This window comes from Dyadobacter sp., from assembly GCF_039919315.1.
Lineage (GTDB): Bacteria > Bacteroidota > Bacteroidia > Cytophagales > Spirosomataceae > Dyadobacter.
In genome coordinates this window covers 75,424-99,877 of the sequence record NZ_JBDSFX010000053.1, presented here as the reverse complement: position 1 = coordinate 99,877, position 24,454 = coordinate 75,424, and the positions used below count along the sequence as shown (strand labels likewise).

Annotated in this window: 23 protein-coding genes; 13 read left to right on the top strand and 10 right to left on the bottom strand. The window is 42.9% G+C overall.

What is annotated here, in order from left to right:
* Positions 1–328: 328 nt before the first annotated feature.
* From ABIO93_RS14760 to ABIO93_RS14740, 5 genes are all read left to right on the top strand, one after another.
* Positions 329–2,620, top strand: a complete 2,292-nt coding sequence (locus tag ABIO93_RS14760) for a peptidylprolyl isomerase (protein ID WP_348068925.1) — start codon at positions 329–331, stop codon at positions 2,618–2,620.
* Positions 2,621–2,713: 93 nt separating this feature from the next.
* Positions 2,714–4,084 carry a peptidylprolyl isomerase gene (locus ABIO93_RS14755; RefSeq protein ID WP_348068923.1) on the top strand — a complete coding sequence of 457 codons (1,371 nt, stop codon included), beginning with the start codon at positions 2,714–2,716 and terminating at the stop codon, positions 4,082–4,084.
* A gap of 19 nt (positions 4,085–4,103) precedes the next feature.
* Entirely contained in the window at positions 4,104–5,066 is a 963-nt protein-coding gene (locus ABIO93_RS14750; RefSeq protein WP_348068921.1) for a MoxR family ATPase, read from the top strand.
* A gap of 108 nt (positions 5,067–5,174) precedes the next feature.
* Positions 5,175–6,764, top strand: a complete 1,590-nt coding sequence (locus ABIO93_RS14745) for an aldehyde dehydrogenase (NADP(+)) (RefSeq protein WP_348068919.1) — start codon at positions 5,175–5,177, stop codon at positions 6,762–6,764.
* A 37-nt stretch (positions 6,765–6,801) separates the two neighbouring features.
* Positions 6,802–7,575, top strand: a complete 774-nt coding sequence (locus ABIO93_RS14740) for a DUF1835 domain-containing protein (RefSeq protein WP_348068917.1) — start codon at positions 6,802–6,804, stop codon at positions 7,573–7,575.
* Here ABIO93_RS14740 and truA read toward each other — a convergent pair.
* The gene (truA, locus tag ABIO93_RS14735; protein ID WP_348068915.1) at positions 7,562–8,314 is read right to left on the bottom strand and encodes a tRNA pseudouridine(38-40) synthase TruA; all 753 of its coding nucleotides are present in this window, start codon (positions 8,312–8,314) and stop codon (positions 7,562–7,564) included. The two genes, ABIO93_RS14740 and truA, sit on opposite strands and share 14 nt — an antisense overlap.
* Before the next feature lie 106 nt (positions 8,315–8,420).
* Here truA and ABIO93_RS14730 point away from each other — a divergent pair, with 106 nt between their 5' ends.
* The 5 genes from ABIO93_RS14730 (at position 8,421) to ABIO93_RS14710 (ending at position 11,816) form a co-directional block, all read left to right on the top strand.
* Complete coding sequence (locus ABIO93_RS14730; protein ID WP_348068913.1) at positions 8,421–10,094, top strand: glutamine--tRNA ligase/YqeY domain fusion protein; 1,674 nt, start codon at positions 8,421–8,423, stop codon at positions 10,092–10,094.
* A 75-nt stretch (positions 10,095–10,169) separates the two neighbouring features.
* Positions 10,170–10,406, top strand: coding sequence for a type II toxin-antitoxin system RelE/ParE family toxin (locus ABIO93_RS14725; RefSeq protein WP_348068912.1), 237 nt, complete (start codon positions 10,170–10,172; stop codon positions 10,404–10,406).
* A gap of 4 nt (positions 10,407–10,410) precedes the next feature.
* Entirely contained in the window at positions 10,411–10,722 is a 312-nt protein-coding gene (locus ABIO93_RS14720; RefSeq protein ID WP_348068910.1) for a HigA family addiction module antitoxin, read from the top strand.
* 199 nt (positions 10,723–10,921) lie between these two features.
* Entirely contained in the window at positions 10,922–11,179 is a 258-nt protein-coding gene (locus ABIO93_RS14715; RefSeq protein ID WP_348068908.1) for a hypothetical protein, read from the top strand.
* Between the two features lie 112 nt (positions 11,180–11,291).
* On the top strand, positions 11,292–11,816 hold the full coding sequence (locus tag ABIO93_RS14710) for a ferritin (protein WP_348068906.1): 525 nt from the start codon (positions 11,292–11,294) through the stop codon (positions 11,814–11,816).
* 73 nt (positions 11,817–11,889) lie between these two features.
* On the opposite strand, the gene ABIO93_RS14705 is transcribed toward ABIO93_RS14710, so the two are convergent.
* From ABIO93_RS14705 to ABIO93_RS14670, 8 genes are all read right to left on the bottom strand, one after another.
* Positions 11,890–12,438, bottom strand: coding sequence for a GNAT family N-acetyltransferase (locus tag ABIO93_RS14705; protein WP_348068904.1), 549 nt, complete (start codon positions 12,436–12,438; stop codon positions 11,890–11,892).
* Positions 12,439–12,471: 33 nt separating this feature from the next.
* Positions 12,472–13,056: an HPP family protein gene (locus ABIO93_RS14700; RefSeq protein WP_348068949.1), complete on the bottom strand. Its 585-nt coding sequence runs from the start codon at positions 13,054–13,056 to the stop codon at positions 12,472–12,474.
* 642 nt (positions 13,057–13,698) lie between these two features.
* Positions 13,699–14,439: a hypothetical protein gene (locus ABIO93_RS14695; protein ID WP_348068902.1), complete on the bottom strand. Its 741-nt coding sequence runs from the start codon at positions 14,437–14,439 to the stop codon at positions 13,699–13,701.
* Between the two features lie 211 nt (positions 14,440–14,650).
* Entirely contained in the window at positions 14,651–15,208 is a 558-nt protein-coding gene (locus tag ABIO93_RS14690) for a hypothetical protein (protein ID WP_348068900.1), read from the bottom strand.
* Between the two features lie 712 nt (positions 15,209–15,920).
* The gene (locus ABIO93_RS14685) at positions 15,921–16,340 is read right to left on the bottom strand and encodes a hypothetical protein (protein ID WP_348068898.1); all 420 of its coding nucleotides are present in this window, start codon (positions 16,338–16,340) and stop codon (positions 15,921–15,923) included.
* An 88-nt stretch (positions 16,341–16,428) separates the two neighbouring features.
* The gene (locus ABIO93_RS14680) at positions 16,429–16,698 is read right to left on the bottom strand and encodes a hypothetical protein (RefSeq protein ID WP_348068896.1); all 270 of its coding nucleotides are present in this window, start codon (positions 16,696–16,698) and stop codon (positions 16,429–16,431) included.
* Positions 16,699–16,937: 239 nt separating this feature from the next.
* Complete coding sequence (locus tag ABIO93_RS14675; RefSeq protein ID WP_348068894.1) at positions 16,938–19,613, bottom strand: right-handed parallel beta-helix repeat-containing protein; 2,676 nt, start codon at positions 19,611–19,613, stop codon at positions 16,938–16,940.
* Between the two features lie 619 nt (positions 19,614–20,232).
* Positions 20,233–20,415 (bottom strand): hypothetical protein, encoded by a 183-nt coding sequence (locus ABIO93_RS14670; RefSeq protein WP_348068892.1) that lies wholly within the window; start codon positions 20,413–20,415, stop codon positions 20,233–20,235.
* Between the two features lie 103 nt (positions 20,416–20,518).
* Between ABIO93_RS14670 and ABIO93_RS14665 the strand changes: the two genes are divergently transcribed.
* From ABIO93_RS14665 to ABIO93_RS14655, 3 genes are read left to right on the top strand one after another with little or no spacing between them, the layout of a single operon-like run.
* The gene (locus tag ABIO93_RS14665; protein WP_348068890.1) at positions 20,519–22,756 is read left to right on the top strand and encodes an FUSC family membrane protein; all 2,238 of its coding nucleotides are present in this window, start codon (positions 20,519–20,521) and stop codon (positions 22,754–22,756) included.
* Between the two features lie 8 nt (positions 22,757–22,764).
* Positions 22,765–22,971 carry a YwbE family protein gene (locus tag ABIO93_RS14660; RefSeq protein ID WP_348068888.1) on the top strand — a complete coding sequence of 69 codons (207 nt, stop codon included), beginning with the start codon at positions 22,765–22,767 and terminating at the stop codon, positions 22,969–22,971.
* Positions 22,972–22,992: 21 nt separating this feature from the next.
* A complete protein-coding gene (locus ABIO93_RS14655; protein WP_348068886.1) occupies positions 22,993–24,075 on the top strand; it encodes an NADH:flavin oxidoreductase/NADH oxidase in 1,083 nt (360 codons plus the stop codon).
* Here ABIO93_RS14655 and ABIO93_RS14650 read toward each other — a convergent pair whose 3' ends face one another.
* Entirely contained in the window at positions 24,076–24,423 is a 348-nt protein-coding gene (locus tag ABIO93_RS14650) for a DUF1801 domain-containing protein (protein WP_348068884.1), read from the bottom strand.
* Positions 24,424–24,454: the final 31 nt, after the last annotated feature.

Here is a 24,454-nt window from a genome sequence, read left to right as displayed (position 1 = left end):
ATCAGATTTGCTCAAAAATTGTGCCCCAATAATCGAATATGCTTATTTGTAAGGATATAGAAATAGTATTTCGTCAAGAAGTGCCAAAAAAGTCCAAATAAACTTCCGGTAACAAAACGGTCACAATTTGCGTAAAAACAGCTGGGGCGAATTCGCCCTAGTCTGAAAGCATTTTTTGGGAAAATTTCAAATAACAAATCACGTACCTGCAAGTTATTTTTTGTACTGTACGGAAAGAGCCTAACTTTGCTGGCTTTACAATATTTGAGCGCTATTAGGGTTAGATAAAGTCACCCTTGGTAGTCTTTACGAATACGAATCCAGAAATATGTTTAAAACCACGTTTAATATTTGTCTGCTTGCCATTTTCATTGTCAGTTCTTGCAAAACCACGGCTCCTCCACAGAAAGTTGTCACAGAAGCCCGGCCTTTACTGGAAATAGGAAATGAAACATTCTCCATTGACGAATATGAGGACGCTTACAATAAGAACAAATTCGCTTCTGACTCCGCCAAAGCACTTACGCCCGAAGAATATTTAGCTCTTTATACAGATATCAAAATAAAGGTACTGCAGGCAAAAGAAGACGGAAAGGATACAACTACCGATTATAAAGAAGAAATCACTTCCTACCGCGAGCAACTTGCCAAAAACCATTTGGTAGACAAGGTCCTGGTTGAAAAACTAGCTAATGAAGCCTATACCCGGTTGAAACAAGAAGTCCGTGCATCACACATTCTGATAGGCGTTTCCGAAGATGCTTCTCCCTCCGACACATTGGAAGCTTACCGTGCCGCCATTGCTTTACGGGGCAGGCTTGAAGAAGGGTCAGATTTTGGAGATATGGCGATGCGGTTTTCGAAAGACCCCGCCGCTAAAACTACCAAAGGAGACCTGGGTTATTTTACCGCTTTTCAAACATTATATCCCATTGAATCAGCCGCTTATACTTTACCGGTGGGAAAAATATCGCAGCCAGTCCGTACCAAAGCCGGATATCACCTGATCCGAGTTGCTGACCGCCGGCCAAGCCGGGGTATGGTGCAGATCGCACATGTGATGGTGCAGGTGGATTCCAGCGCAACCGAAGCACAAAAAGAGTCGGCAAAGACCAGGATCAATGAGGCTTACGAACATTTACAGGACGGTGAAGAATGGACGGATGTCGTAGAAAGCTACTCCGACGACAAACAGTCGAGAAGAAATAATGGGTTGCTTCCTATGTTTGGCACTGGCCAGATGGTCCCGGAGATCGAAGAAGCATCATTCGCCTTGGCCAAAGTAAATGCATATTCCAAACCGGTGCTGACGATGTACGGATGGCACATCGTTCGACTGGTCGAGAAGAAAATGGTAGAAACATTTTTGGTAATGGCGCCTTCTCTCAGAAAAAAAGTAGTAACCGATTCCCGTGGAAAGGTGATTGAACAGGTGAATGCTAAGAGACTGAGAGAAAAGTACGCGGTCCAGGAGTTTGCTGATCAATGGAGCGCTGTTGCTGCATTAGCTGACAGCACCCTCAGAACTGGCAAATGGGATCATATGCGGGCAGTTTCGGCAGATTGGTCAGCCACAACGTTGTTCAAAATCGAACAAAAACCATTTGACGCGCTTACTTTCCTGAACTACGTCAAAAGGAAGCAGGCACCCAAAGGAAAAGACGCATCTCCCGCAGTCATTATCCGCAGATATTACAACGATTACCTCACAGAAAGCCTTTTTGATTACGAAAAGGATCACCTGGAAGACAGTAATCCAGAGTTCAAAAGTCTGATGAATGAAATCCGCGAAGGTGTTTTGCTTTCGCAAATGATGGAAGAAAATGTATGGCAGCGCTCGCTCTCCGATTCGACAGGGCAGCAAAGTTTTTACAACCGTAACAAAAGCCGTTACAACTACTCGGAACGCGCATTGGCGACCATTATTTCAGCCAAGGACACTCAAACGGTTAATGCAATCAAAAAAACATTGACAACCAGTCCTTACAAGCTGGAAAGAAAATCCCGGGAAATTCTCTTCGATCTCAACAGTGCAGAAATTGGCAATGAACAGATCGACGCTCTGACAGACCTGTATATCGTGATGGAAAAGAACCCGGAATATATCGTTGAAATTGCCGGTTACAGATCCACGGACGAAAGTGAACTAACCTCCGCGACCCGGATCAGGAATGTTGTTAAATATTTAAATGCACGAAACATCCCTATTTTGCGTATCATTGAAAAAGACTATGGTTCATTCAGGCAGGCGGCTGAGCCTGAGCGCAACAGACGCGTCGGTTTTCAGTTTTACAGTGAGTCCAGAAAGGATGTAGAGAAAGTATATAATTCAGAAACCGGGAAGACCGTTATGATCCAGGATGGCTATTTTACCAAAGAGCATCCACAATTCAGCAGGTTCAAATGGCAGGCGGGAGAGCAGACGGTTACCGATAATAACATAGTGTATTGGACTAACGTAAGAAAAATCGAACCTCCAAGAGGTAAAACATTCGCAGAAGCACGGGGAAGTGTGATCAATGATTATCAGAAAGAGTTGGAGAAACAGTGGCTTGCACGCCTTCAACAGAAATTCCCTGTAAAAGTCAACCCCGCAGAATTAGATAAAATTAAGCGTTAGCAGTATTTTAGCATTTTATAAACAAAAACCGTTTTCATTTTTTAGTAGTTAAAAAGTAAAACCCGAAGTTTTCCTCAGGAACAAAACAATCATATGAAAATAAATAAATTAATTGCGACTCAGCTGATTACGGTATTTTCACTGTTTTTCAGTCTGATAAGTAATGGTCAGGGGCAGCAGGGTGTTAGTCTGGATAAAATTATTGCACGGGTGGACAACCACTACATTCTGAATTCGGACTTGGAAGAGATGTACAACCAGTACAAAGCAGATGGCCGTACAGCACCAGAAAAATGCCAGTTGCTGGAATCGCTTATTATCAACAAAATGCTTCTTGCAAAAGCTGAGATTGACTCGGTAGTGGTGGAAGACAAAGAAGTAGACGGCGAGCTGGATGCTAAAATGGGTTACATGATCCAGCGTTTCGGATCCGAAAAGAACATTGTAGAGGCTTACGGTAAAAGTATTGATAACCTGAAAACTGAACTTCGGACGCAGGTGAAGGAGCAAAAGATCGTAGAAAAAATGCAGCGTACGATATCAGGTAATGTAAAAATCACACCTAGCGACGTTCGTAAGTTTTTCAACTCCATCCCCAAAGACAGCCTTCCTTACATTCCTTCCGAAGTAGAGATCGGCCACATTGTTAAAAAAGGAACAGTAACCCGTGAGCAAAAAGACAAATTGCGCCAACAATTGCTGGATCTGAAAGAACGTGCGGAAAAAGGAGAAGATTTTGCCACATTGGCCCAGGTTTATTCGGAGGATTTGGGATCTGCTAAAAATGGTGGCGACCTGAATTTCGCCAAGCGTGGAGCGATGGTACCAGAATTTGAAGGAGCCGCATTGGCATTGAAACCGGGTGAATTGTCTAACATTGTCGAATCTCAATTTGGCTTTCACTTGATCAAACTGGTTGAAACACGGGGAGCAGAGTACCATGCAAGACACATTTTGCTAAGACCTGATTATAACAAAGGAACCGACATGACCCAGGCCATACGTTCGCTGGACAGTTTGAGGACATTGATCAAAATAGATACACTGAAATTCGCGAAAGCCGCTCTTGACAATTCTGAGGACAAGGAAACTGCTGAATCGGGTGGTTTGATTCAGGACCGAAATACCGGACTGGGAAGACTTACATTGGATGCATCCATGGATCCGGCTCTGTATTTTGCGATTGATACCATGAAAGTGGGCGACCTGAGCCAGCCGGTTTCTTACCGTTTGGAAGACGGAAGCAGCGCAATGCGTATCATTTGGTATAAAAGTAAATCAGAACCCCATACCGCTAACCTGCATGATGACTACGAAAAACTGGCGCAGATCGTACTAAGTAATAAGCGGAACAATGCATTGGAAGAGTGGTTTAAGAAAGCGCAGGGCGATGTGTTTATTAGTATTGAACCTGAATATAAAAATTGCAAGGTACTGGGGCTCGCCTCGGCGAATGATATTTGAAAATCTAATCTAACATATTGTGAAGTATTCATCGGACGTTGAGGCTGCCGAAGCTATGAAAGTGGCTTACGAGAAAATCCGTAGTGAAATCGGGAATGTGATAATCGGACAGGATGAAGTTGTTAAAAGTTTGCTTACCGCTATTTTCTGCCAGGGACACTGTCTGCTGGTTGGGGTTCCCGGACTGGCGAAAACGCTTTTAATTCAAACTATTGCCTCCTCGCTAGACCTGAATTTTAACCGGATACAGTTCACGCCCGATTTAATGCCGTCCGATATTCTGGGTTCCGAAACATTGGATCAGAATAGAAACTTCAAATTTATCAAAGGACCGGTGTTCGCAAACATTATCCTGGCAGATGAGATCAACCGGACACCTCCCAAAACGCAGTCCGCATTGCTGGAAGCCATGCAGGAATATTCCGTCACCATAGCAGGTGTGAAGCATACACTGGACAGGCCATTCTTTGTGCTGGCGACCCAAAACCCGATTGAGCAGGAAGGTACCTACCCCCTGCCCGAGGCACAGCTGGACCGTTTTATGTTCATGATCCAGCTCGACTATCCTTCGTACGCCGAAGAGGTCAATATTGTAAAAAATACAACCAATGATGTTCGGTACCAGGTTCAAAAGGTGGTAAGTGCAGAGGAGATCATGGATTTCCAGCATCTCGTCCGCCGCGTCCCGGTTACTGACCATGTAATAGAATACGCCGTAAAACTGGTGCACAAAACCAGACCTGCTGCCGGTCTTGCAGCAAAAGAAACCAGCGATTACCTGGAATGGGGAGCAGGGCCGCGCGCTTCGCAGGCCCTTATTCTTGCCGCCAAATGCAATGCGTTGCTATCAGGGAAATATTCACCGGACATTGAGGACGTAAAAGCAGTAGCATTGCCGGTCCTTCGTCACAGGATCATCAGAAATTTCAAAGCCGAAGCCGAAGGGATTTCAGTTGACGATATCATCGGACGTTTGGTCTGAAAATTAGAACGATTCATACTTATAGCATTTTCAGTTTGTGCCTGTCTCTGGATTAGCACAAACTTTTGTTTTTAAAGGTGATATACTGCATAAACATTCATTTTCATCATGGCTATTCAAGGTAAAAATTATATCGGCTATTCGCTTTCTGCCGCAAACGACCGTACTTTTCAATCATATGTTCCGGTGTCGGATTCGTATCTGCCGGAGCAATTTCATGCAGCTACTTTGCAGGAGGTTGAGAAAACGATGCAGCTTGCCGAAAAAGCATTTGGAGAATACTCACTAGTATCTGCTTCCAAACGGGCTGATTTCTTAATAGCTATTACCGAAGAGATTCTGGCACTAGGAGACGAATTATTGGAACGTGCCACCCAGGAAACCGGATTGCCGATCGCCAGGTTGCAAGGCGAACGGGCACGAACGATTAACCAGCTCACCCAGTTTGCTGAACTCATTCGTGAAGGTTCATGGGTGGACGCCTCTATTGATACTGCATTACCAGATCGTGCGCCCGTTCCAAAGCCGGACATTCGGAAAATGCTGGTACCGATCGGGCCAGTGATCATATTTGGGTCTAGTAACTTTCCTTTTGCGTATTCCGTTGCCGGAGTGGATTCGGGGCCTGCGCTGGCTGCTGGCAATCCAATTATCGTCAAAGCACATGCGGCACATCCGGGTGTGAGTGACCTTACCGCGCAGGCGGTGGTTAAGGCTGCCCAGCGTACAGGTATGCCCGAAGGTGTTTTTTCAATGCTCTATGATGACGGTTTCGAAGTAGGAACGGCGCTGGTGAAGCACCCTGCGGCTAAGGCAGTCGGATTTACCGGATCATTCAAAGGTGGAATGGCACTCTATAAACTGGCCCAGGAACGTGAAGAACCGATCTCCGTTTTTGCAGAAATGGGCAGCGTTAATCCGATCATTATTTTGCCTTCCTATCTCAAAAATCACGGTGCAGAATTCGGTAAAACATTAGCGGGATCGGTGAGTTTGGGAGCCGGACAGTTCTGTACAAATCCTGGTTTAGTGTTTGTAACTGAAACGGAAGGGCTGGCTATTTTTGAAAATTCTTATCAAACAGAAATCTTAAATACCGCGTCATCGACCATGCTCACCGCGGGAATTTGTAAAAATTACTACAAGCTCAGAGACCATGCTTTTGCTCAGGAAAATGTAACTCAGCTTGCAGTTTCGGAAAATATATCAGCAGGGGAGAATCAAGGGCAACCATCCATTGGGAGGGTTTCAGGAAAAGATTTTATCGCAAATCCAAAATTACATGAGGAGGTTTTCGGGCCATTTTCTTTGCTGGTCGTCTGCCAGGACACCACTGAGTTGCTGGAAGCAGTTTCGCATTTAAAAGGACAACTCACATCGTCGCTGATGGCTTTGGAAAATGAAGTGAGCTCCTACCCTGCCCTTGTGCAGCATTTGGGCAAAATATCGGGCAGGTTTATCATGAATGCTGTGCCGACGGGAGTCGAAGTTTGCCCTTCCATGCATCACGGCGGACCATTTCCCGCCACAGCGGATGCACGCTTCACGTCAGTTGGCCGACACTCCATTTTAAGATTTGTCCGTCCGCAATCCTACCAGGGCTGGCCAGACTCGCTATTACCAGACGAATTAAAAAACGATAACCCTTTGGGAATTTATCGCTTGGTCAACAATGAAACAACAACCCGTTCGATTTAAAGTAGCTCATTGTTATTCAATTATTTAGATAGAAAACATGCCCAATACCTTTCATATTTTAAATGGTGACGCATTGCTTGATTTCTTTCCGGAAAACATTTTATCCGGTGAAATAATCGTAGCCCGCGAATGCCTGGTCGACGGACCGGTGACAGGCGATACCCTGGACGAGTTTTGGCAAACCCGCGCCGCCTTCATCGCAACGGAATATGATGAAGAGCAAGCAGTATACTTCGACGACGTCGTGACAGAATTCAACAAAATCACATCGATCCCGGACGGTTCAGAAGTGAATTTATGGTTTGAAGAAGATTTGTTTTGCCAGATTAACCTTTGGTTTTGTATATCACTTTTGCTCGGTATTTCGGATACACTCAGGGTTAATGTTGTCAAACCGCTGCTTAAAGACGGAAAACCGGATTGGCGTGGATTCGGAGCATTGGATAGAAACGACTTGGCGACGGCATACCAGGAAAGAAGCAGACTTTCAACTACTGAAATTAAGTTGCTAGCTGATCTTTGGAAGGCTTATAAGACGCAAAACCGCGTCGAGCTGGAAAAATTGGGAAATGCAGAGGCTCCTAATTTTCCTTTTCTAAATGAAGTTGTCCAAGCACATTTGGATCGTTATTCAGAAGATAACCTATCCGGCAGGCCTGAAAAGGTATTAAAAGACATTATTGCGCAGAAAAATACCAACGACTTCAAAACCATCTTTCAGGAATTCTCCGCCCGGGAAGGTATTTACGGGTTTGGTGACTGGCAGATTGAAAGCATCCTGAAAAAGCTACGGGAATTTAAGCCGGATTGATCAGAGATTCGGGATAACCAACTTCCACTAAAAAAAGTCCTTCCGCCGGAGCTTGTACCCCTGCTACTTTTCTGTTTTTTGATAAAATAATCTGTTCAAAATCTCCGATAGAGTTCTTGCCTTTTCCTACATCTAGCAAAGTCCCTACCAATGCCCGCACCATTCCCCGCAGGAAACGATTGGCCTGAATGTGAAAAACGAGCAGCTCGTCCGAGTCCTTCCAAACTGCTTCGGTAATGGTGCAGCGGAAATTATTGACACTGGTATGGATCTTACTAAAACTTTCGAAGTCATTGTACTTTAACAATAAAGCCGCTGCCTCATTCATCGCATTAATGTCCAGCTCCGCCCTCAATAAAAAAGCCTTATCGATCAAAAACGGATTTTTTCTCTTGGTGATGCGGTATTCATACTTGCGGTGCGTGGCCGCAAAGCGCGCGTTGATATCATCGCGAACAAGGAATATATTTTTGACACCAATATCTCTGGGAATCAGCCCATTCAGCTTATAAATCAGCAATTCGTAGTCTGCTATTGCGTCTTCTAAATCAAAATGCGCAAATTGTTGTTCTGCATGTACGCCTGTATCGGTTCGACTGCTGCCTGTGAGTTCAATGGGCATTCGGAATACCTTGGCCAATGCTTCTTCCAGCACTTGCTGAACACCGAGCGCATTGTTTTGTTTTTGCCAGCCGTTGTAGGCTGTTCCTTTGTAACTGAATTCCAGAAAATACCGCATGCTGCAAAAATAGAGGAAACCAGACAGATTTGCGATTTCAGGAACAGGATTGCGGAATTTGTGCCGAAGAAAGTTAACTTTGAAGATTGGATAATTTCATTTTAGTATGATTACGGAAGAGAAAAAAGAAGAGAAAAGCCTGAATTTTATTGAGGAGATCGTGGAAGCGGATTTGCAATCAGGAAAATATACTCAAATCATAACACGCTTTCCACCAGAGCCGAATGGTTACCTGCATATTGGGCATGCATCCAGCATTTGCCTGAATTTCGGTCTGACCAAGAAATTTCCGGGTTATACCAATCTGCGTTTCGACGATACCAACCCGGTTACCGAGGATACTGAGTACGTTGAAAGCATTAAAAATGATATCCGCTGGATGGGTTTCGAATGGGAGCACGAATTATATGCATCCGATTATTTCGACACACTTTATGATTTTGCTATCCAGCTAATTTCCAAAGGATTAGCCTATGTGGATGATTCGACTTCAGAAGAAATCGCCGCTTTGAAAGGTACACCGACGGAACCTGGAAAAGACAACCCTTTCCGCAGTCGTACCATAGAAGAGAATCTTGCACTTTTCGAACAAATGAAAAGCGGGGCATTTCCTGATGGAAGCCGTACGCTTCGTGCCAAAATAGATATGGCTCACATGAATATGCTGATGCGCGACCCGATTTTGTACCGGATCAAGCACGCACATCACCATCGTACGGGCAACAAATGGTGCATTTACCCTATGTACGATTTTGCCCATGGACAAAGTGATGCCATCGAAACCGTTACCCATTCAATCTGTACATTAGAGTTTGCACCGCACCGGGAATTATACGACTGGATCATCGCAACGCTCGAAATATATCCTTCGCATCAATACGAATTTGCCCGCCGCAATCTGAATTACACGGTGACCAGCAAAAGAAAACTGCTGCAACTGGTTCAGGAAAAGCATGTAAAAGGTTGGGACGATCCGCGGATGCCTACGATCAGTGGTTTGAGAAGAAGAGGCTATACGCCCGAAAGTATCCGTGATTTTTGCGAGCGGATAGGTGTTGCTCGCCGGGAGAATATGATCGACGTAGGTTTGCTGGAATTCTGTGTACGTGAAGATCTGAACAGAAAAGCACTCAGAAGAATGGTGGTACTGGATCCATTGAAAGTGGTGATCACCAACTTCCCGGAAGGCGTCACTGAAATGTGCCATAGTGAAAACAATCCCGAAGACATTGCTACCGGTGTTCGTGAAATTCCTTTTACGAAAGAGCTATATATTGAAAAAGAGGATTTTATGGAAGTGCCTTCCAAGAAATATTTCAGGCTGGCGCCAGGTAAAATGGTAAGGTTAAAAGGTGCGTACATCATTCAATGCGATGATTTTGTAAAAGACGAAAACGGTGAAATTACCGAAGTTCGCTGCTCATATATTGAAAATAGCAAAAGTGGCCAGGACGCGACCGGAATTAATGTGAAGGGGACATTGCACTGGGTTTCCGCCTCCCATGCGCTGGAAGTGGAAGTTCGGTTGTATGATCGTCTTTTCTCTGTGGAAGATGTGTCTTCCGAAGAAGGGGATTTCAAAGATTATATCAATCCGGATTCTTTACATGTGATCACTGGTTACGCGGAACCTGCATTGGCAGAAGCCAACGAAGGCGAATCGTTCCAGTTTTTACGCAAAGGTTATTTCGCAAAAGATCCTGATAGCAATGCCGCGAAACTGGTTTTCAACAGAACGGTGACTTTAAGAGACAACTGGGCGAAGGCTGCGGGGAATTAGGGGTTATTTTTGGATTTTTTACACACTATCACTTCATGATCATTTCCATCCGGCATAAAGGCCTGCTCTACTTTTATGAAGAAGGCAATGGTTCGAAACTGCCGCAGCGTATTTGAGGAAATTACGAGGATTCTAGATCAGTTAGAAGCTTTGTCTTCGCTGGACGACGTTAAGCAAATGGGTTCAGGAATACACAAGTTATCCGGAGATTTGGAACAGTTTTGGTTCATAAAAATTTCTCCAAATTTCCGGATCATATTTCGTTTTCAAGATGGGGATGTTTACGATGTTGACTACATAGATTATCATTAATACCATGATAAAGAGAAAGTTACCGCCTGTACATCCGGGTGAAATATTAAAAGAAGAGTACATTCTCGAACGTGGTTTAACGATCACAGAAGTAGCGCTGGGATTGGGTATAAGCAGCAGCTCATTATCTGCTATTGTAAATGAACAGGCAAGAATAACTCCCGAGCTCGCGGTAAAACTGTCGGAAGCCTTTGGAAATACGGCCCAATTCTGGATCAACCTGCAAAAAAATTATGAAATGTGGCATGCCGAAAAAACAGTCGATAGATCACGCATAAGGCATTTTGACAAAGGCCGTAATTTACAATCCGCTTAGAGATTTAAAGTCGCCCCATTTAATTAGATTGCTTACAAATAAACTTGTTTGGAAAAAAGTTTGAATCTATCTTTGTGTAACAATTTCCACGATTCAAATATTGCTGTCAGTGAATACCCCAAATGAGTTGTTCCGTACCGTTAAAGGTTTTAGCGTTCAGTGTGATTTAACTTCAAAAATTATTCTTCATTTTGGTGAGATGCAAGCGACTTTTAGAATTCAGGATTTTCTGAATTTTCGCCGGTTTATCAACAGCATCGACATTCACAGCAAAATTTTTGACCTCTCCGATGAGTCTGATTATGAATTCGTTGAGGCTCCTCAGCTGAACATTTATCAGAAACTGACCCTTTGCGAGCTCATTCAATTAAGAGAACTCGTGAACGGCACCCATTTCTCTATCGAACTCAATTCCCTTTTACACCAACTTCTTTTCAAGGATTCAGAACTAGTCTAAATAGCTCATTAAGATCATATTAGACCAGTTCCAAATTTCAAATTCTGTTTGGAATGATAAACTTTCGCATGATATTTGTACTTGTTAATATACATTAGAGCAAGCAAAGACCATGAGAGATTTATTAAGGCAACGGACTTCCCTCAAAGAGGAAATAGAAATACTTTTGAACAGCCAGGTTAAAATGGAAGCGGAAGCTTCGGCTAAATATCTCGCGATGGCCTCCTGGTGTGACCGTAACGGGTTTAGAAATAGCGCCAAATATTTCATGAAGCAGTCGGGGGAAGAAAGAGAACACATGGTGAAGATTTTCAACTACCTGATGTTCGTGGGCGGTACGGCCGTGTCTCCGGAAGTTCCAGCTGTGAAACAGGAATTCGCTACATTAAGAAACGTGTTCGAGACGGCGCTTCAAAGTGAAATTGCTGTTACCCAATCCATTAACCGTATTGTTACGCAAACCCGCAAAGAAGAAGATTACGCAACTGAAAACTTCCTGCAATGGTTTGTAAGTGAGCAAACAGAAGAAGAGGACAATGCACGTCGTGCCATTGAACTGTTTGATGTAATCGGCGAAGAGGGACAGGGATTGTACATGATTGACAAAGCAATTGCCAAAATCGGTTCTGACGACTAAGACATAAATAATATAAAATGCAAAAGAGCTGCCTGATTGATCGGGTGGCTCTTTTGCATTAACTACTAGTAATTCAACTGGCTATCAGCGAATATACTTCTGTGTCATGAAACGAGCCGTTTTCAAATAGGCTTTCCCTGAAATGGGCTTCCTTCACAAAGTTGTGTTTTAGAAGTATATTCCTCGACTGGTCATTTTCAGGATTTATCTTTGCTTCGATGCTGTGGAACCCAATTTCATTGAGTCCATGATCAAGCACTTTTTTCAAAGCTTCACTCATAATTCCTTTGAACCAATGATCGGGATGGATCATGTACCCTATTTCCGCTCTGTAATTTAAAGGATCCGTTTTGTGATAGCCAATGGTACCGATCAATCCTGGTGCATCTTTATATGAGATCCCCCAGGTGATGGCGGTCCTTTCCCGTAAATTTTTATTATAAGCCTCAATCAATTCAACCGCCTCTGCCTCCGATTTCATTGCAGGCTTTCCGATGTACTTCATGGCTAGCTCGTTGCCCCTGAGCTGGTACATTTTTTCAGCATGCTGCACAGACAATGAGTGAAATACAAGACGCTCTGTCTCGAAAGTAGGAAATGGGTCAAAGTTCAGAATCAGCATGACATGATGATATTAAAGCAGTAACAAATGTTTTTATCGATATTTTCGCTCCCAAACTTTGTACCAGTTTCTATTGGCCGGATATTTCCGGTGGGCGGCCCATTTGTTAATGACGATCGCAACTGCCAATAAAATCAAGACACCCGTCAGCACCGGACTCAATACATACATATAACCCAGGCTCTTGATTTTTTCGGAGCCGATGTTGGCAATCAATGCCGTAGCACCGCCCGGCGGGTGCAGCGTTTTGGTTACCTGCATGAGCACAATGGATAGTGAGACCGCAAAAGCCGATGAAAGCCAAATCTGATCCGGGAAGAACTTATGAACCGTCACACCAACCAGCGCGCAGATCACATGCCCGCCTATCAGATTTCGAGGTTGTGCAAGTGGGCTGTTGACAATGCCATATATCAGAACCGACGATGCCCCGAATGATCCGATCAGAAACAGGTTATCAGAATCTGTAAAACTTTTTTCATTCAAAAACCCGATAATACCAATCCCCAGAAATGAGCCTACAAATGTCCAGAAATGATCCTTAAAGTCGACAAGGGTCTCTTTATAAATCACATAGCGCATGACCCGCGCATTTCGTTTAATATGCTTTTTCAATATTTAATTTCACTTAACGGGCAACAGCTTTTAAACAGAACTGCATCCCAGTCTCCAACGTTCAGAAACGCCCCTAAATTATGGCAAAAAATGGTACGGCTTTTGCTGCTTGTAAAATTAAAATAGTAGTATTGTAATAGCTACCGTTGATTCCTTTTCATGAATTACCTCGACGAGTTCTTAGTATCTGAAAAAGTGCCCTTTGTGGGCTAAATGAAGGCATTTTGTTGGTGAGAAGCAAGTTATCACAATGAAATTCACAGTGGATCTCGTCGAATGAATATTCGTGATAACTACATCTCAATCGTATTCATTGTATACCCGGAATAAAAATAAGACTCTATTTAATATCCATAAAGACACAACTCAGCTAGTTTGTGCAGTGGGTTCATTTGAAGGAAACACTGCTTCAGCGCAGCATTTTTTAAAACGTGCGGTCTCGTGATAAACACTGAAACTTGAATTCCACTGCCTACACAGCCACAACCCCATTATTTGCAAACAATCCCAAGATAGACTTAGATCTGGTCATTAGGGAAGAATACCCTTATCGACTTAACAACACGCAGGCAGAAGCCTTTGCTCCGCTTGATAACTATCAAGCATACTAGTTGAGGTAATGTTACGACTACGTTTATGCGTCAATTAAAACTGCTTTTCAATTTTCATTGCATCCAGTTCCTTTCTAACGTTCTTCTTCATTTCCTCAATCAACTTCAACTGCTCTCGAGACGTCTTTTCAATATCACGAGTTTTGTTCTTAAATGAGAGTAAATAATATCCGAAATGGGAAAAAGGAATGATCACATTTGTGAATACTAACATTCTCTTCAAATAAAACGCGGTCTCATAGTAATTGATGGTGTCGATAATCGGCTTTGGAACAAAAAAACCTACTGTGAAATGTACAATAACGCAAACCGAAAGAAAGCACAAATAGCTAAATGATATATCCCAATACGTAAATGCCTTTTTGGCGGCAAGCGACGATTTGATCTTTTTATAGCAGACATAAAGAGATATATCTACTAGTAACAGAGTTACATGCTTGTGAGGGGACTGACTTGTCGCTAACACAAGGACGGAAATGCAAAAAAGAGCCAACAAAAAACTTATGTATGGGAATTTGTTGTCAATTTTGTCTTTTGCAAGCCTTTTTTCATTTTCCGCACTGTCTTTACAAATTTCATAGGCGTAATTTTGTCCATCAACGCGTTTGATCATTCCGTTGCATTGTAACTCCTGTTTTTCATTCCCGGATTGTATTGCAATGTCCTTTCTTGCCAAGATTTCACTTTTCAAGTGATGAATGTCAAGCCGTTGTTTCTCGAAGGTATCATTCAGAACAGCAAACGGCTTAACCAAATGGTAGTCAACCATATCCACAAATGAATTGGAATCTTTTGATTGCACTGTCTGCTCGTCCTTTGTAGTTACAATTTGGCCATTGGGGGTGGAAAGTATAGCATATGCGAAATTGAAGGCGGAGAATAACTCGAAAATCGAGTTGCACCTGTCAATATCCATAGTCTCCTGGATACCGTCAAACATGTTAAGATAGAAGTTATTGCGATATAGGATAGGTTTAGAAAGCTAATTATGCCAGTTCCATTTCTTGTAGCCGGAATGGCGTTGCTGCTTTAAATAAAAGATCAAACCTCTGTCGCAGGACATTGGATGTGTTTGCATCATTAAAGCAAAATTCAGACAGGTAACTTCTAGTGTCGTACTCTAACCGGTACATAGAATCGTCAGCGACCATGAAATGGACATTAAAATTTCCGAAGACCACTTCCTCTGATGTTGTTCGAACTTGAATGTTCGCTTCATAGCCGGGCGTGCAGGCATATTGCCTTAAAATACTCAGAACACTGTTTGGCTCATGGATTACAGGATTGTAGTCATTCATGACGACTGAAATCTTTCCCCTTCCTAATAAAAATCTTTTCAGCGAGAAGACGAATCTCTGTTCAACATCATCGCAAACATCTTTATGAAAAGATCCTGTCAAAATTATTACCTCCTTCGCCGCCGCGAGAAATAGATTCTCCATAACAATGGTAGAATTTTCGGCGCCGTTGGTGTAGGACACATCAGTGCTTTTGTTTATCACTAATTCATTTACGATTCTTTCGTAGCTTTTGAGGTCGGTCATGATTCAGTCAAGAGGGGGGGGGTTAAATAAAGAATATCGGTGTCTTTACATCATTAAAACGAAATTCCCTCGTCCTGTAGTCAGAGAGAAGTTAATATTTATGCCAAAGTACATTTAAGAATGATCGGTGGTAAATTGGAAGGGTTAAAATGCAATTCTAATATACGCGTGATCGACATATCCTGCGTCAAATTCTTATTTAACGGTAAGTTAAATCGAATCTTGGAAATTATAAAACATATGCGCAAAATTATTTTTTGTAGAAAAACTATCGCATTGTGCAGATTTTTTCCCGCCCCAGACACTTTCCTGCTCAGCGATTAAGTGTCTGAAAAACAGTTCTATGCTGCGATCTAAATACTTCCAGTTGAATGCTTTGATGATTGTACGACGAATAAGCATTAGACTTTTAAAAGCTACTCGTCTTTCTGAGATATGAATTTTTTTATACAATTATTTTGATTACCACGCAGATATATTTCTATTTCAAATATTCGACATGTAGACGTGGCTTACGTAACCGTTTTCTTCAAAAAATACAATTTCTCAAAAGCCACGAAACGATTGAAATTAAAGATTTGTTACGCGCCAATTGTCAACGTCAACACTAGCGCCATCCCTGCTAGGCACATTCCGACTAGTAATCAAGAATGAACTATAAAGCCTAGTAATCAAGAATGGCACTATAAAGCACTATACCCGTAATTTTCCATTAATAATTTGGCTCGATCCTAAGTACGCCTATAATCTGAAGATAGATATTGAATTCCCTTCCTGTCAAGTCAGACAGTTTCTTATCAAACAACAACTCCTTACTTATTTTGATATAATGTTCGATGTAACTGGGAAGAACGTCGATGAAATACTGTCGTCGTTGCAGTAAAAAGTTTCCTAACGGAATGACGCCTCCCACCCATTTCATGTGTAACTCTGCTGTTGATAAAAAACTCTTGGATTTTTCGACTCGAATGTATTCAATCAGCGCAGTGAGATCTCCTTCAATCGCTTTAAGGTTTTCCTTCTGAACAGAAGATAAGTTTAAAGCCTCATCAGGGTCGCTGGTGAAGTTTTCCAAAAAATTGCTCAGGCGATTTATCGATGCCAAGTCAATATCCAAATTGCTTGCGTTCATGGTTGGAGGCAGAAATCAGAAGATTGTTGTTAGATACCAAGAAAAAATACCACTTACTAACTCAACTTATTAACCGGTACGAGCGCATCTACCCACCCCACCAGTCATAAACCAATAGTTCCTTGGTGCATTGATCTACTACCACAGTTACCGAACCCTTCAATATTACAGGATTAGGCGTTCCGGTCTCTCTTGCTTCATACTTATGACTTCCCTCAGTTAAATTATCTACTGTGAAAGCGTTTTCATCACCACAATTCGGTATCAAGATTCTTGCAAATGAAGAAAAACTTCCAACCTTCACACCGTCGACAAATATGTCCAACGCAAACCCACGAGTCCCGAGACGATAAAACATAGCTGACCCGGTGGGCTTCGGCGCGTGGTCAACTACTGCACAGGATTGAAACAATACTAGGATTAAAACTCCAAACAGTTTTAGTGTAGTTTTCATAAGTGACATTATTAGATTTGAGCTCAGTCTACAAAGTAATGGTAGCAGCTTGATGTTGAACAACCTAATGCTCCCGTAAAGCGACTACCGGGAGCGTTGCATATTTAATCAACATCTTATTCTCAAAGTCAAGCTACAAAGCACTACAGCATTAAAGCCTTTTCCCCTGTTGCCCAAACTGAAATCACCCAATCTGAAGACGCTCCGTCTGAAAGTTTTCGAAATTCCCTCCCCGTCATCAATGCATTCGTTGCATTCTGATACGTAACTACGCTTCCAGCTTTCAATGTGCCAAAGCTCGTGTTTAGAGCGGCTTTTGTTGTGGGTGCAGTAGATGTCAGATTGGAAAGAAAACTCGGAGCAGTTGTGATAATCACCCATTCCACGCCATCCCAGTAGATTTCTTTGCTTAAAGTTGTATCAAAATACTTATAACCTATTTGCGTGACAGCAGGTCGCTCGACAGTCGTTCCGACCGGGAGTGTTCGACTTTGCCAAACAGGGATGAAATTTTTAGTGAGACTAGCTGATATATAGGAATTATTGCCCATCCGAGCATCTGTCACGCCTTTAAATTGAATTGGCTGTACTATAATGGTTTTAGAAAAAGTGCAACCATCAACTTCCAGCTTTGATATCGTTAAGGCGGTAGCGGCTGAAAATAAGCCTTGCGTAGCGTCATAGCCCTCAAACATCGAATTATATAAATAGAATTCGTGGTCTGTCTTTTTGATATCGTGAAACCTCACATTGGTAAAATTGCTATTTGATACTCGCATTTTCGTTGATCCTGTATCCCAAAACACCAATAGCGCTGGCGATGCGGAGCTAACCCGGCTGCTATTTATGGCTAATTCGGAGCCTGATGTAAACAACTGACCATTGGCAGGCAAAATCAAGTCGCAATCCTCAAACGAACTTTTCCCTGTTACATAGCTCAAATAGGAAGAAGAGCCAGTAATCAAAGTGTAATCCATCAAAGTGCCCTTCACACTAACATTTCCTGTGATTGGATAGGTATAATTCGCAAAGGCAAAATTTCCAATACAATTCGATATAGAGATATTTGCTTTTTGATTAGCGACGTAATTAACGAACACGGGTAGAGCAGCCGTTGAGTTTACATTGTTAACGCAATTGCTTATCGCGAATTCCGAAGTCCACGAAGATATCGACGGAATTAGGTAAATATTCATATCAAACCAGCTTGCAGGTTGATTTTTCCTAGAGAAAGTATTTCCCCTAATGTTGGCGGATGCTACATACGAGACTTCGATACCCCTCTTGCAATCTGTTAAAATGTTCCCTGAAATATCGAACACCTGTTTTTCTCCTCTCGCAATGGCAATGCCGCGGCCAATATTTGTTCCGCCGTCAACGACATTGAAAATTTTATTGTTATTTATAATGTAATGATGCTGGACGTCATTCTCAACTGCAGGCGTGATAACAATTCCTCGTGCAAAAAGATTGCCAACCACATTCTCACTGCAAGTAGCTCCCGCTGTGTTCTCCATCCATATACCAGCGTTTGGATAGTTTTTAAAGTCGTCACTCATAATTGCGTCGGTACATATATTTCCTGTCACAATCGCGTCCATAGTAGGAGTTGCTGGTTCCCCTTCACAAACGATCCCAATCCGACCAAAGTGAGTACAGTGATTATTTGAAATAATTGGGTTTATTGCCTGTCCAACATAAATTCCATCACCAAAATGAGTCATCGTGCTATCCGTCGTACAGTTTATGACTTTTATATAGTTCACCCCATCGCCCCAGATACCGACACCCCTTACATTAGTAACCCTTATATTATCTAGGGTTATTCTCGCCTTATTTTGCGCTGACAAGCCTTTGCCACTTACAGTTCCTGACAATTTTCCGTTAATCTTAATATCTTTAATTGTTAATGCATCTTTTCCAATAAACACTTCACCGGTGGATCTCGTCCAAATCGTGCCTGATCCAGATACGTCGGAATGCAATGTCAAAGGACTAAATATTGCATACGAAAAATTAAGTTTTAATTCAGCTTTCAAGGCACCAGCTGCAATGGAAGCTGCTTGAAGTTGACTTTGATCATCTGCAACTCCATCGCCCACTGCTCCCCACCATTCCGGGAAGAATATCCTGTCATGTTTTCTTTTATACCTCTTGGTTCCATACACGAGCACCAAAGAGCCGAGGTCAGTGGTCGGCGTAGTATCGTCTCTTAAAAATATTCCTGATTTTTTACCTTCATTAATATAAATCACCTTTGAGGAATCAGCTTCTCCGAGATTGAATTCGGCTATTGTCATATATGGAATATATTCCTGAGTAATGACTGCTATTCTAGCTGTTGACGGTTCTATCGCACTATCGGAAGGGCTAAATGTTGTAAATCCAAGACGGCCAGCCAGAATAAAATCACTTTGACTGTTTGCGTTTTGATTGCTTCGAAGTAACAAGAAAGTTCCGTCGGACGATGGCGATATGAATTTACCTTTCAAAGTGTAGGATACTGTCTGTTTTGAGGACGACAACTCCGTGCCAATATAGTCAGCATATGTACCCCCGGTTTGTCGGAACCCCTCTGGAAATGCGACTTTTATTCTGAAAGATGTAGCACCTTTGAATACGAACACTAGGTTAGGATTAACTGCCTGGTAGCTGGCGGTAATTTTGATTTCAAATTCTTGGTTTAAAGAAATTGTTGTGGCGTCGGTAGACAGGGTAAACTTGATTGGATCAATTTTAGGATTCGCATAACTGATACTAAACGTCACTAAACAAGTGATGACAAGGCAAATAAATCGCTTCGTAAAAATCTTTCTCATAGCACTTTGGTTAGTTGTGACCGAAAAGTAACTAATAGAAGCCCTTATACACTACCACTAAATAATTTTAATTTAAATTCGAATAATTATACTGAACATATAGAAATTTTTATAGCCAACGTAGACAGCGCCAAGTTGAAAGACTTGAACCCATGGACCCAGGATATTAACGATCTCGCAACGTCGGAAATCAAAGTGCAAATTATTTTTCGGTAAGGTTCTGAGAAATAAACTTTTTAGTATTGCTTTTCAACCATTACTACTCTTAGATTACAAATCTCATCTCAATTGGGTAATGGCATGAATTTGGTATATCTCTAAAACGTCAGCTTGCTTTACGACCAGGTGGGGATTTCCCTTAATCGGATCAATACATGTAATTGCGTTTTCAGTTAGGTTCCATTCAATAATCTGTGGAAAGATTAAACCTGTTTGAATGGCAAATCGAATAAAGCTCCCACGAGCTGAAATGAAGATTTCTCTCTGCTATGCTTTTCCAGGTCAGCGAGCTCGTTAATTCGTTGTTGTAGAGCAGCTAACATGTCCGTATGGACTTCCTTTTTCAGTTGATCGTCGAAATCCAGTTTCGCCTGAAAGGATTCAAAAGTGAAGTTATCAGCTAACGATGCAATGACCCGTTGTGTATATCCAGAGGTGATTGCTTCATGGTATCTGAGAGCGGATCGAAATATTCTACCCCGAAAACCATACTCCACAACTTCCGCTGTTCTTCATCCTTAACCCTACCCGACAAACCAAATTTGTTTTTCTTCAAAAAATTTACATCTTTCGAGCGTAGCATGAATCCAGTTGGAACAAGTTTTTGTTAACCATTAAAATAGACCGCAATCTTGCTTGATAATCAAATTAATATATAAGATAATGTTATCAAGAAACCAGTAAGCATGAATTACCTCGACGAGTTTAAGAAGTTTATTTCCAGCCATTATTTATCAACCGGTGTCAGATTAACCCTGGGAACTGTCATTCCCAGCCTTATTTTTCAACATTATGGTATTCTCAGCGAGATGATCGCATTTCCGCTGGGCACATTGCTTATAGGCGGCACCGACAATCCCGGCCCTTACCAAAGGAGACGTAATTCCCTGCTGATCGCTATCGCCACCTGCTTTGTCGTTGCTTGCATTACCGGCTATCTCCGGCATATTCACTTTGTCATTTTCATTGAGATCATTGTCTTCGGGATGCTTTTTTCCCTGGTAGGCGTGTATGGTAACCGTGTGAACAGTATTGGGCTCATTTCGCTGCTGGTTTTTGTCTTTAATATCGACGATCACCTGAGTGGAGATATGGTACTGCGTACCGCCGCCATATTCGCAGCTGGCGGGATCTGGTATTTCGCACTTTTTATGGTACTGGAAAAGCTGCTGCCATACAAACTAATACAGCAGCTTTTGGGAGAGAATTTCGCTGAACTGGGCAAGCTCTTGTCCATCAAAGCAGGTTATTATTTCGCGAATCCTGATTATGATGAGTTGTTTAACCGCATGATACATCAGCAGGTCATACTTCGGGAAAACCATGAAAACCTGCGGGAAATTCTATTTAAAACCAGGGAAATTGTCTCAGAATCCACTAACAAAAGCCGGATACTGATGCTCATGTTTCTGGATAGTATTGACCTTTTCGAAAGAATCCTGAACTCTCAGCAGAATTATACGAACCTGCACCGAGCATTCGACCATACCAAAGTGTTGAGGCTTTTCGGAACCTACATTACCTGGCTGGCTGCGGAAATCCAGCAGATCGGCCTGGCCGTTCAAAGTGGTTTTCCCTCTTCGCCCAAACATGATCTGGATGAAGCTTTCAACAAATGTCAGCAGGCATTTGAGAGAATGCGGGAATACACAATGACCCATGATAATATGGAAGATTTTATCATGCTGCGTCAGATACTCAACAGTTTACAGGATGTGACCGAGCGTGTTAAAAAACTGCATCGCGCTACGTCCTATGATGCTGACCTGAGCAAAGGTTATGTACTGACCGTTGAAACTGAAAACTTTATCCCTAAACAGGAGTACCATCCGCGGATTTTGCTGGATAACCTTTCGCTGAAATCCAGTCATTTCCGACATGCGGTCCGTGTGACGGTTGGGTTGCTGGTAGGTTACATTGCTTCCTTGTTTTTTGAATTAGGGCATGGCTACTGGATACTTCTTACCATTGCGGTGATCCTGAAACCAGCTTTCAGCATCACCAAGCAGCGTAACCTGTACCGTATCGGAGGAACGATACTGGGCGTGACCACCGGATTTCTCTTCCTGTACCTCATCCATGATAACACGGCATTGTTCATTCTGATGATGCTGGCAATGATATTGGCTTACAGTTTTTTAAAGATCAATTACTTCATTGCGTCCACGTCGATCACGTTATATGTGATCCTTTCGTTCAATTTTCTGAACCCACAGCACATTACGGCGGTTTTACAGGAGAGGGTTACGGATACGATCATTGGTTCGATCATCGCATACCTGATTTCATCTTATGTGCTGCCCGTGTGGGAACATTCTCAAATCAACCAGTACATTAAGGATGCTTTGAATGCGAATCGAAAGTATTTCGACATTGTGGCTGGAAAATTCGCCGGTAAGGACCTGGACATTAACCAGTTGAAACTTTTGCGTAAAGACGCGATCATTGCGATGGCCAACCTGTCCGACAATTTTCAGAAAATGCTTTCAGAGCCGAAACGTCAGCAGCTGAATATGGAGGAGTACCATCAGTTTGTCGCCACCAGCCATATGTTGACTTCGTACATTGCGTCGCTCTCTACCTACGCTCAGGGTCTCGAATATTCTGACTTTTCGGTGGAATTTGAGATGATGATCCGGCAGATAGACCGGCAACTGCTGGCTGCTACCGATGTCATTGAAGGAAAAACAGGTAATAGTTTTGAAATTACCCGTGAATCCCTGCCGCAAAATCACCGTCTTATTGAGTTATTGACCAAAAGAAAAAAAGAGATCAAAGAACTAGGCATTGAAAAGGCTGACCAGTCGCCGGCCAGGAAAATGCTTTCCGACGTAAAAACCATTAACGGCCTTTTCGAACTGATCAGCACCATTACCATTGATGAGATCAAAATTTTACAAAAAATAAAAGCAGCAAAAACTTAAAGTACCTCATGACTACATTATCCGGCATGGAAAGGAAGCATATTAAGCCAGGGCTTCCGGTCGCCATTGTTTTGAAAAAAGATCAGCGCAGCGGCACACTTACCCATGGCATTGTCAAAGACATTCTAACCAGCGCCCCGAAACATACGCACGGCATTAAAGTAAGGCTTGAATCCGGCGAAGTAGGCCGCGTTAAAGTCATTGAAGAAAATTAATTTATTATAAAATATCATCCAATGGCATCCCAATTATTCAGTCCAATCACATTAAAAGGTATTACCTTAAAAAACAGGCTGGTCGTTTCTCCTATGTGCCAATACTCGTCCGTGGACGGCTTCGCCAACGACTGGCACCTGGTTCACCTGGGTAGCAGGGCTGTGGGTGGGGCAGGGCTGCTGATCACAGAAGCCACCGCAATATCTCCGGAAGGGCGGATTTCCCCCCAGGACCTGGGTATTTGGAAGGACGAACATATTGAAAAACTGAAACAAATCACTGACTTCATTACGGCCCAGGGTGCGGTTCCGGGCATCCAGCTTGCACACGCCGGGCGCAAGGCCAGTACCTATCCTGCATGGAAAGGTCGCGGGCATGTACCGGTGGAGGAAGGCGGCTGGAAAGCAGTGAGCGCATCCGCTATTGCCTTTTCTGACAAGGACGATGTGCCACTTGAACTTGATCTGGAAGGTATAAATAAAGTAATTGAAGATTTCAAACTGGCTGCTGTACGAGCATTGCAGGCTGGGTTTAAGGTGATTGAGGTACATGCAGCCCATGGTTACCTGGTGCATCAGTTTATGTCACCCCTCAGCAACCAGCGTAGCGACGAATATGGCGGAAGCTTTGAAAACCGAATCCGTCTACTATTGGAAATCATCGAAGCTGTTCACTCGGTATGGCCCGAAGATTTGCCGCTTGTCGTCCGCATTTCGGCCACTGACTGGGCAGAAGGCGGCTGGGATGCTGATCAGTCTGTTCGGCTTGCCGAAATTCTCAAAACCAAGGATATCGCATTCATTGATGTATCCTCTGGGGGACTGGTTTCGTACGCTAAAATTCCGATCGGACCGTCCTATCAGGTTCCGTTTTCTGCCCAAATTAAAAAAGAAACCGGCTCATTAACCGGCTCGGTGGGCCTCATTACTACCGCTCAACAGGCAGAAGATATTCTTAAAAACGGTGAAGCTGACCTGATCATTATGGCGCGTGAAATGCTTCGCGATCCGTATTTACCGCTGCATGCGGCACATCAGCTGGGTGAGGACATCGTGTGGCCGATCCAGTATGACCGTGCGAAACCGACATTAAAGACACATTGATTAACGCTTGGCAGCATTGATCGCCATTTCGAATATTTCATAAATCATTTCCAGAGGCAGATCCTGAGCCGGATCGATCGGTATGATCTTCATGCGCGTCCGTTTCTCGGCTACTAGAAACGGATGCGCAATGAGTTTCCCGTCCACAATGCCTACATAGGGTTGGCCGGTTTTCTTTTCCACCCATAAGTAGCAAAATCGTTTGCCTTCAAAAGTGTAAAAAGGCATGGAATATCGCCAGATTTCAGCAACGCTTGCATCAAATTTCAAGACAATGTGCCTCAGCGCCGTCAGACAACTTCTGGTCGGCTCGGGTTTGTTCATGAAAAACTGGTCGATTTCCTTCATATAATAGCTTTGACGAATCCTTATCTTTGCC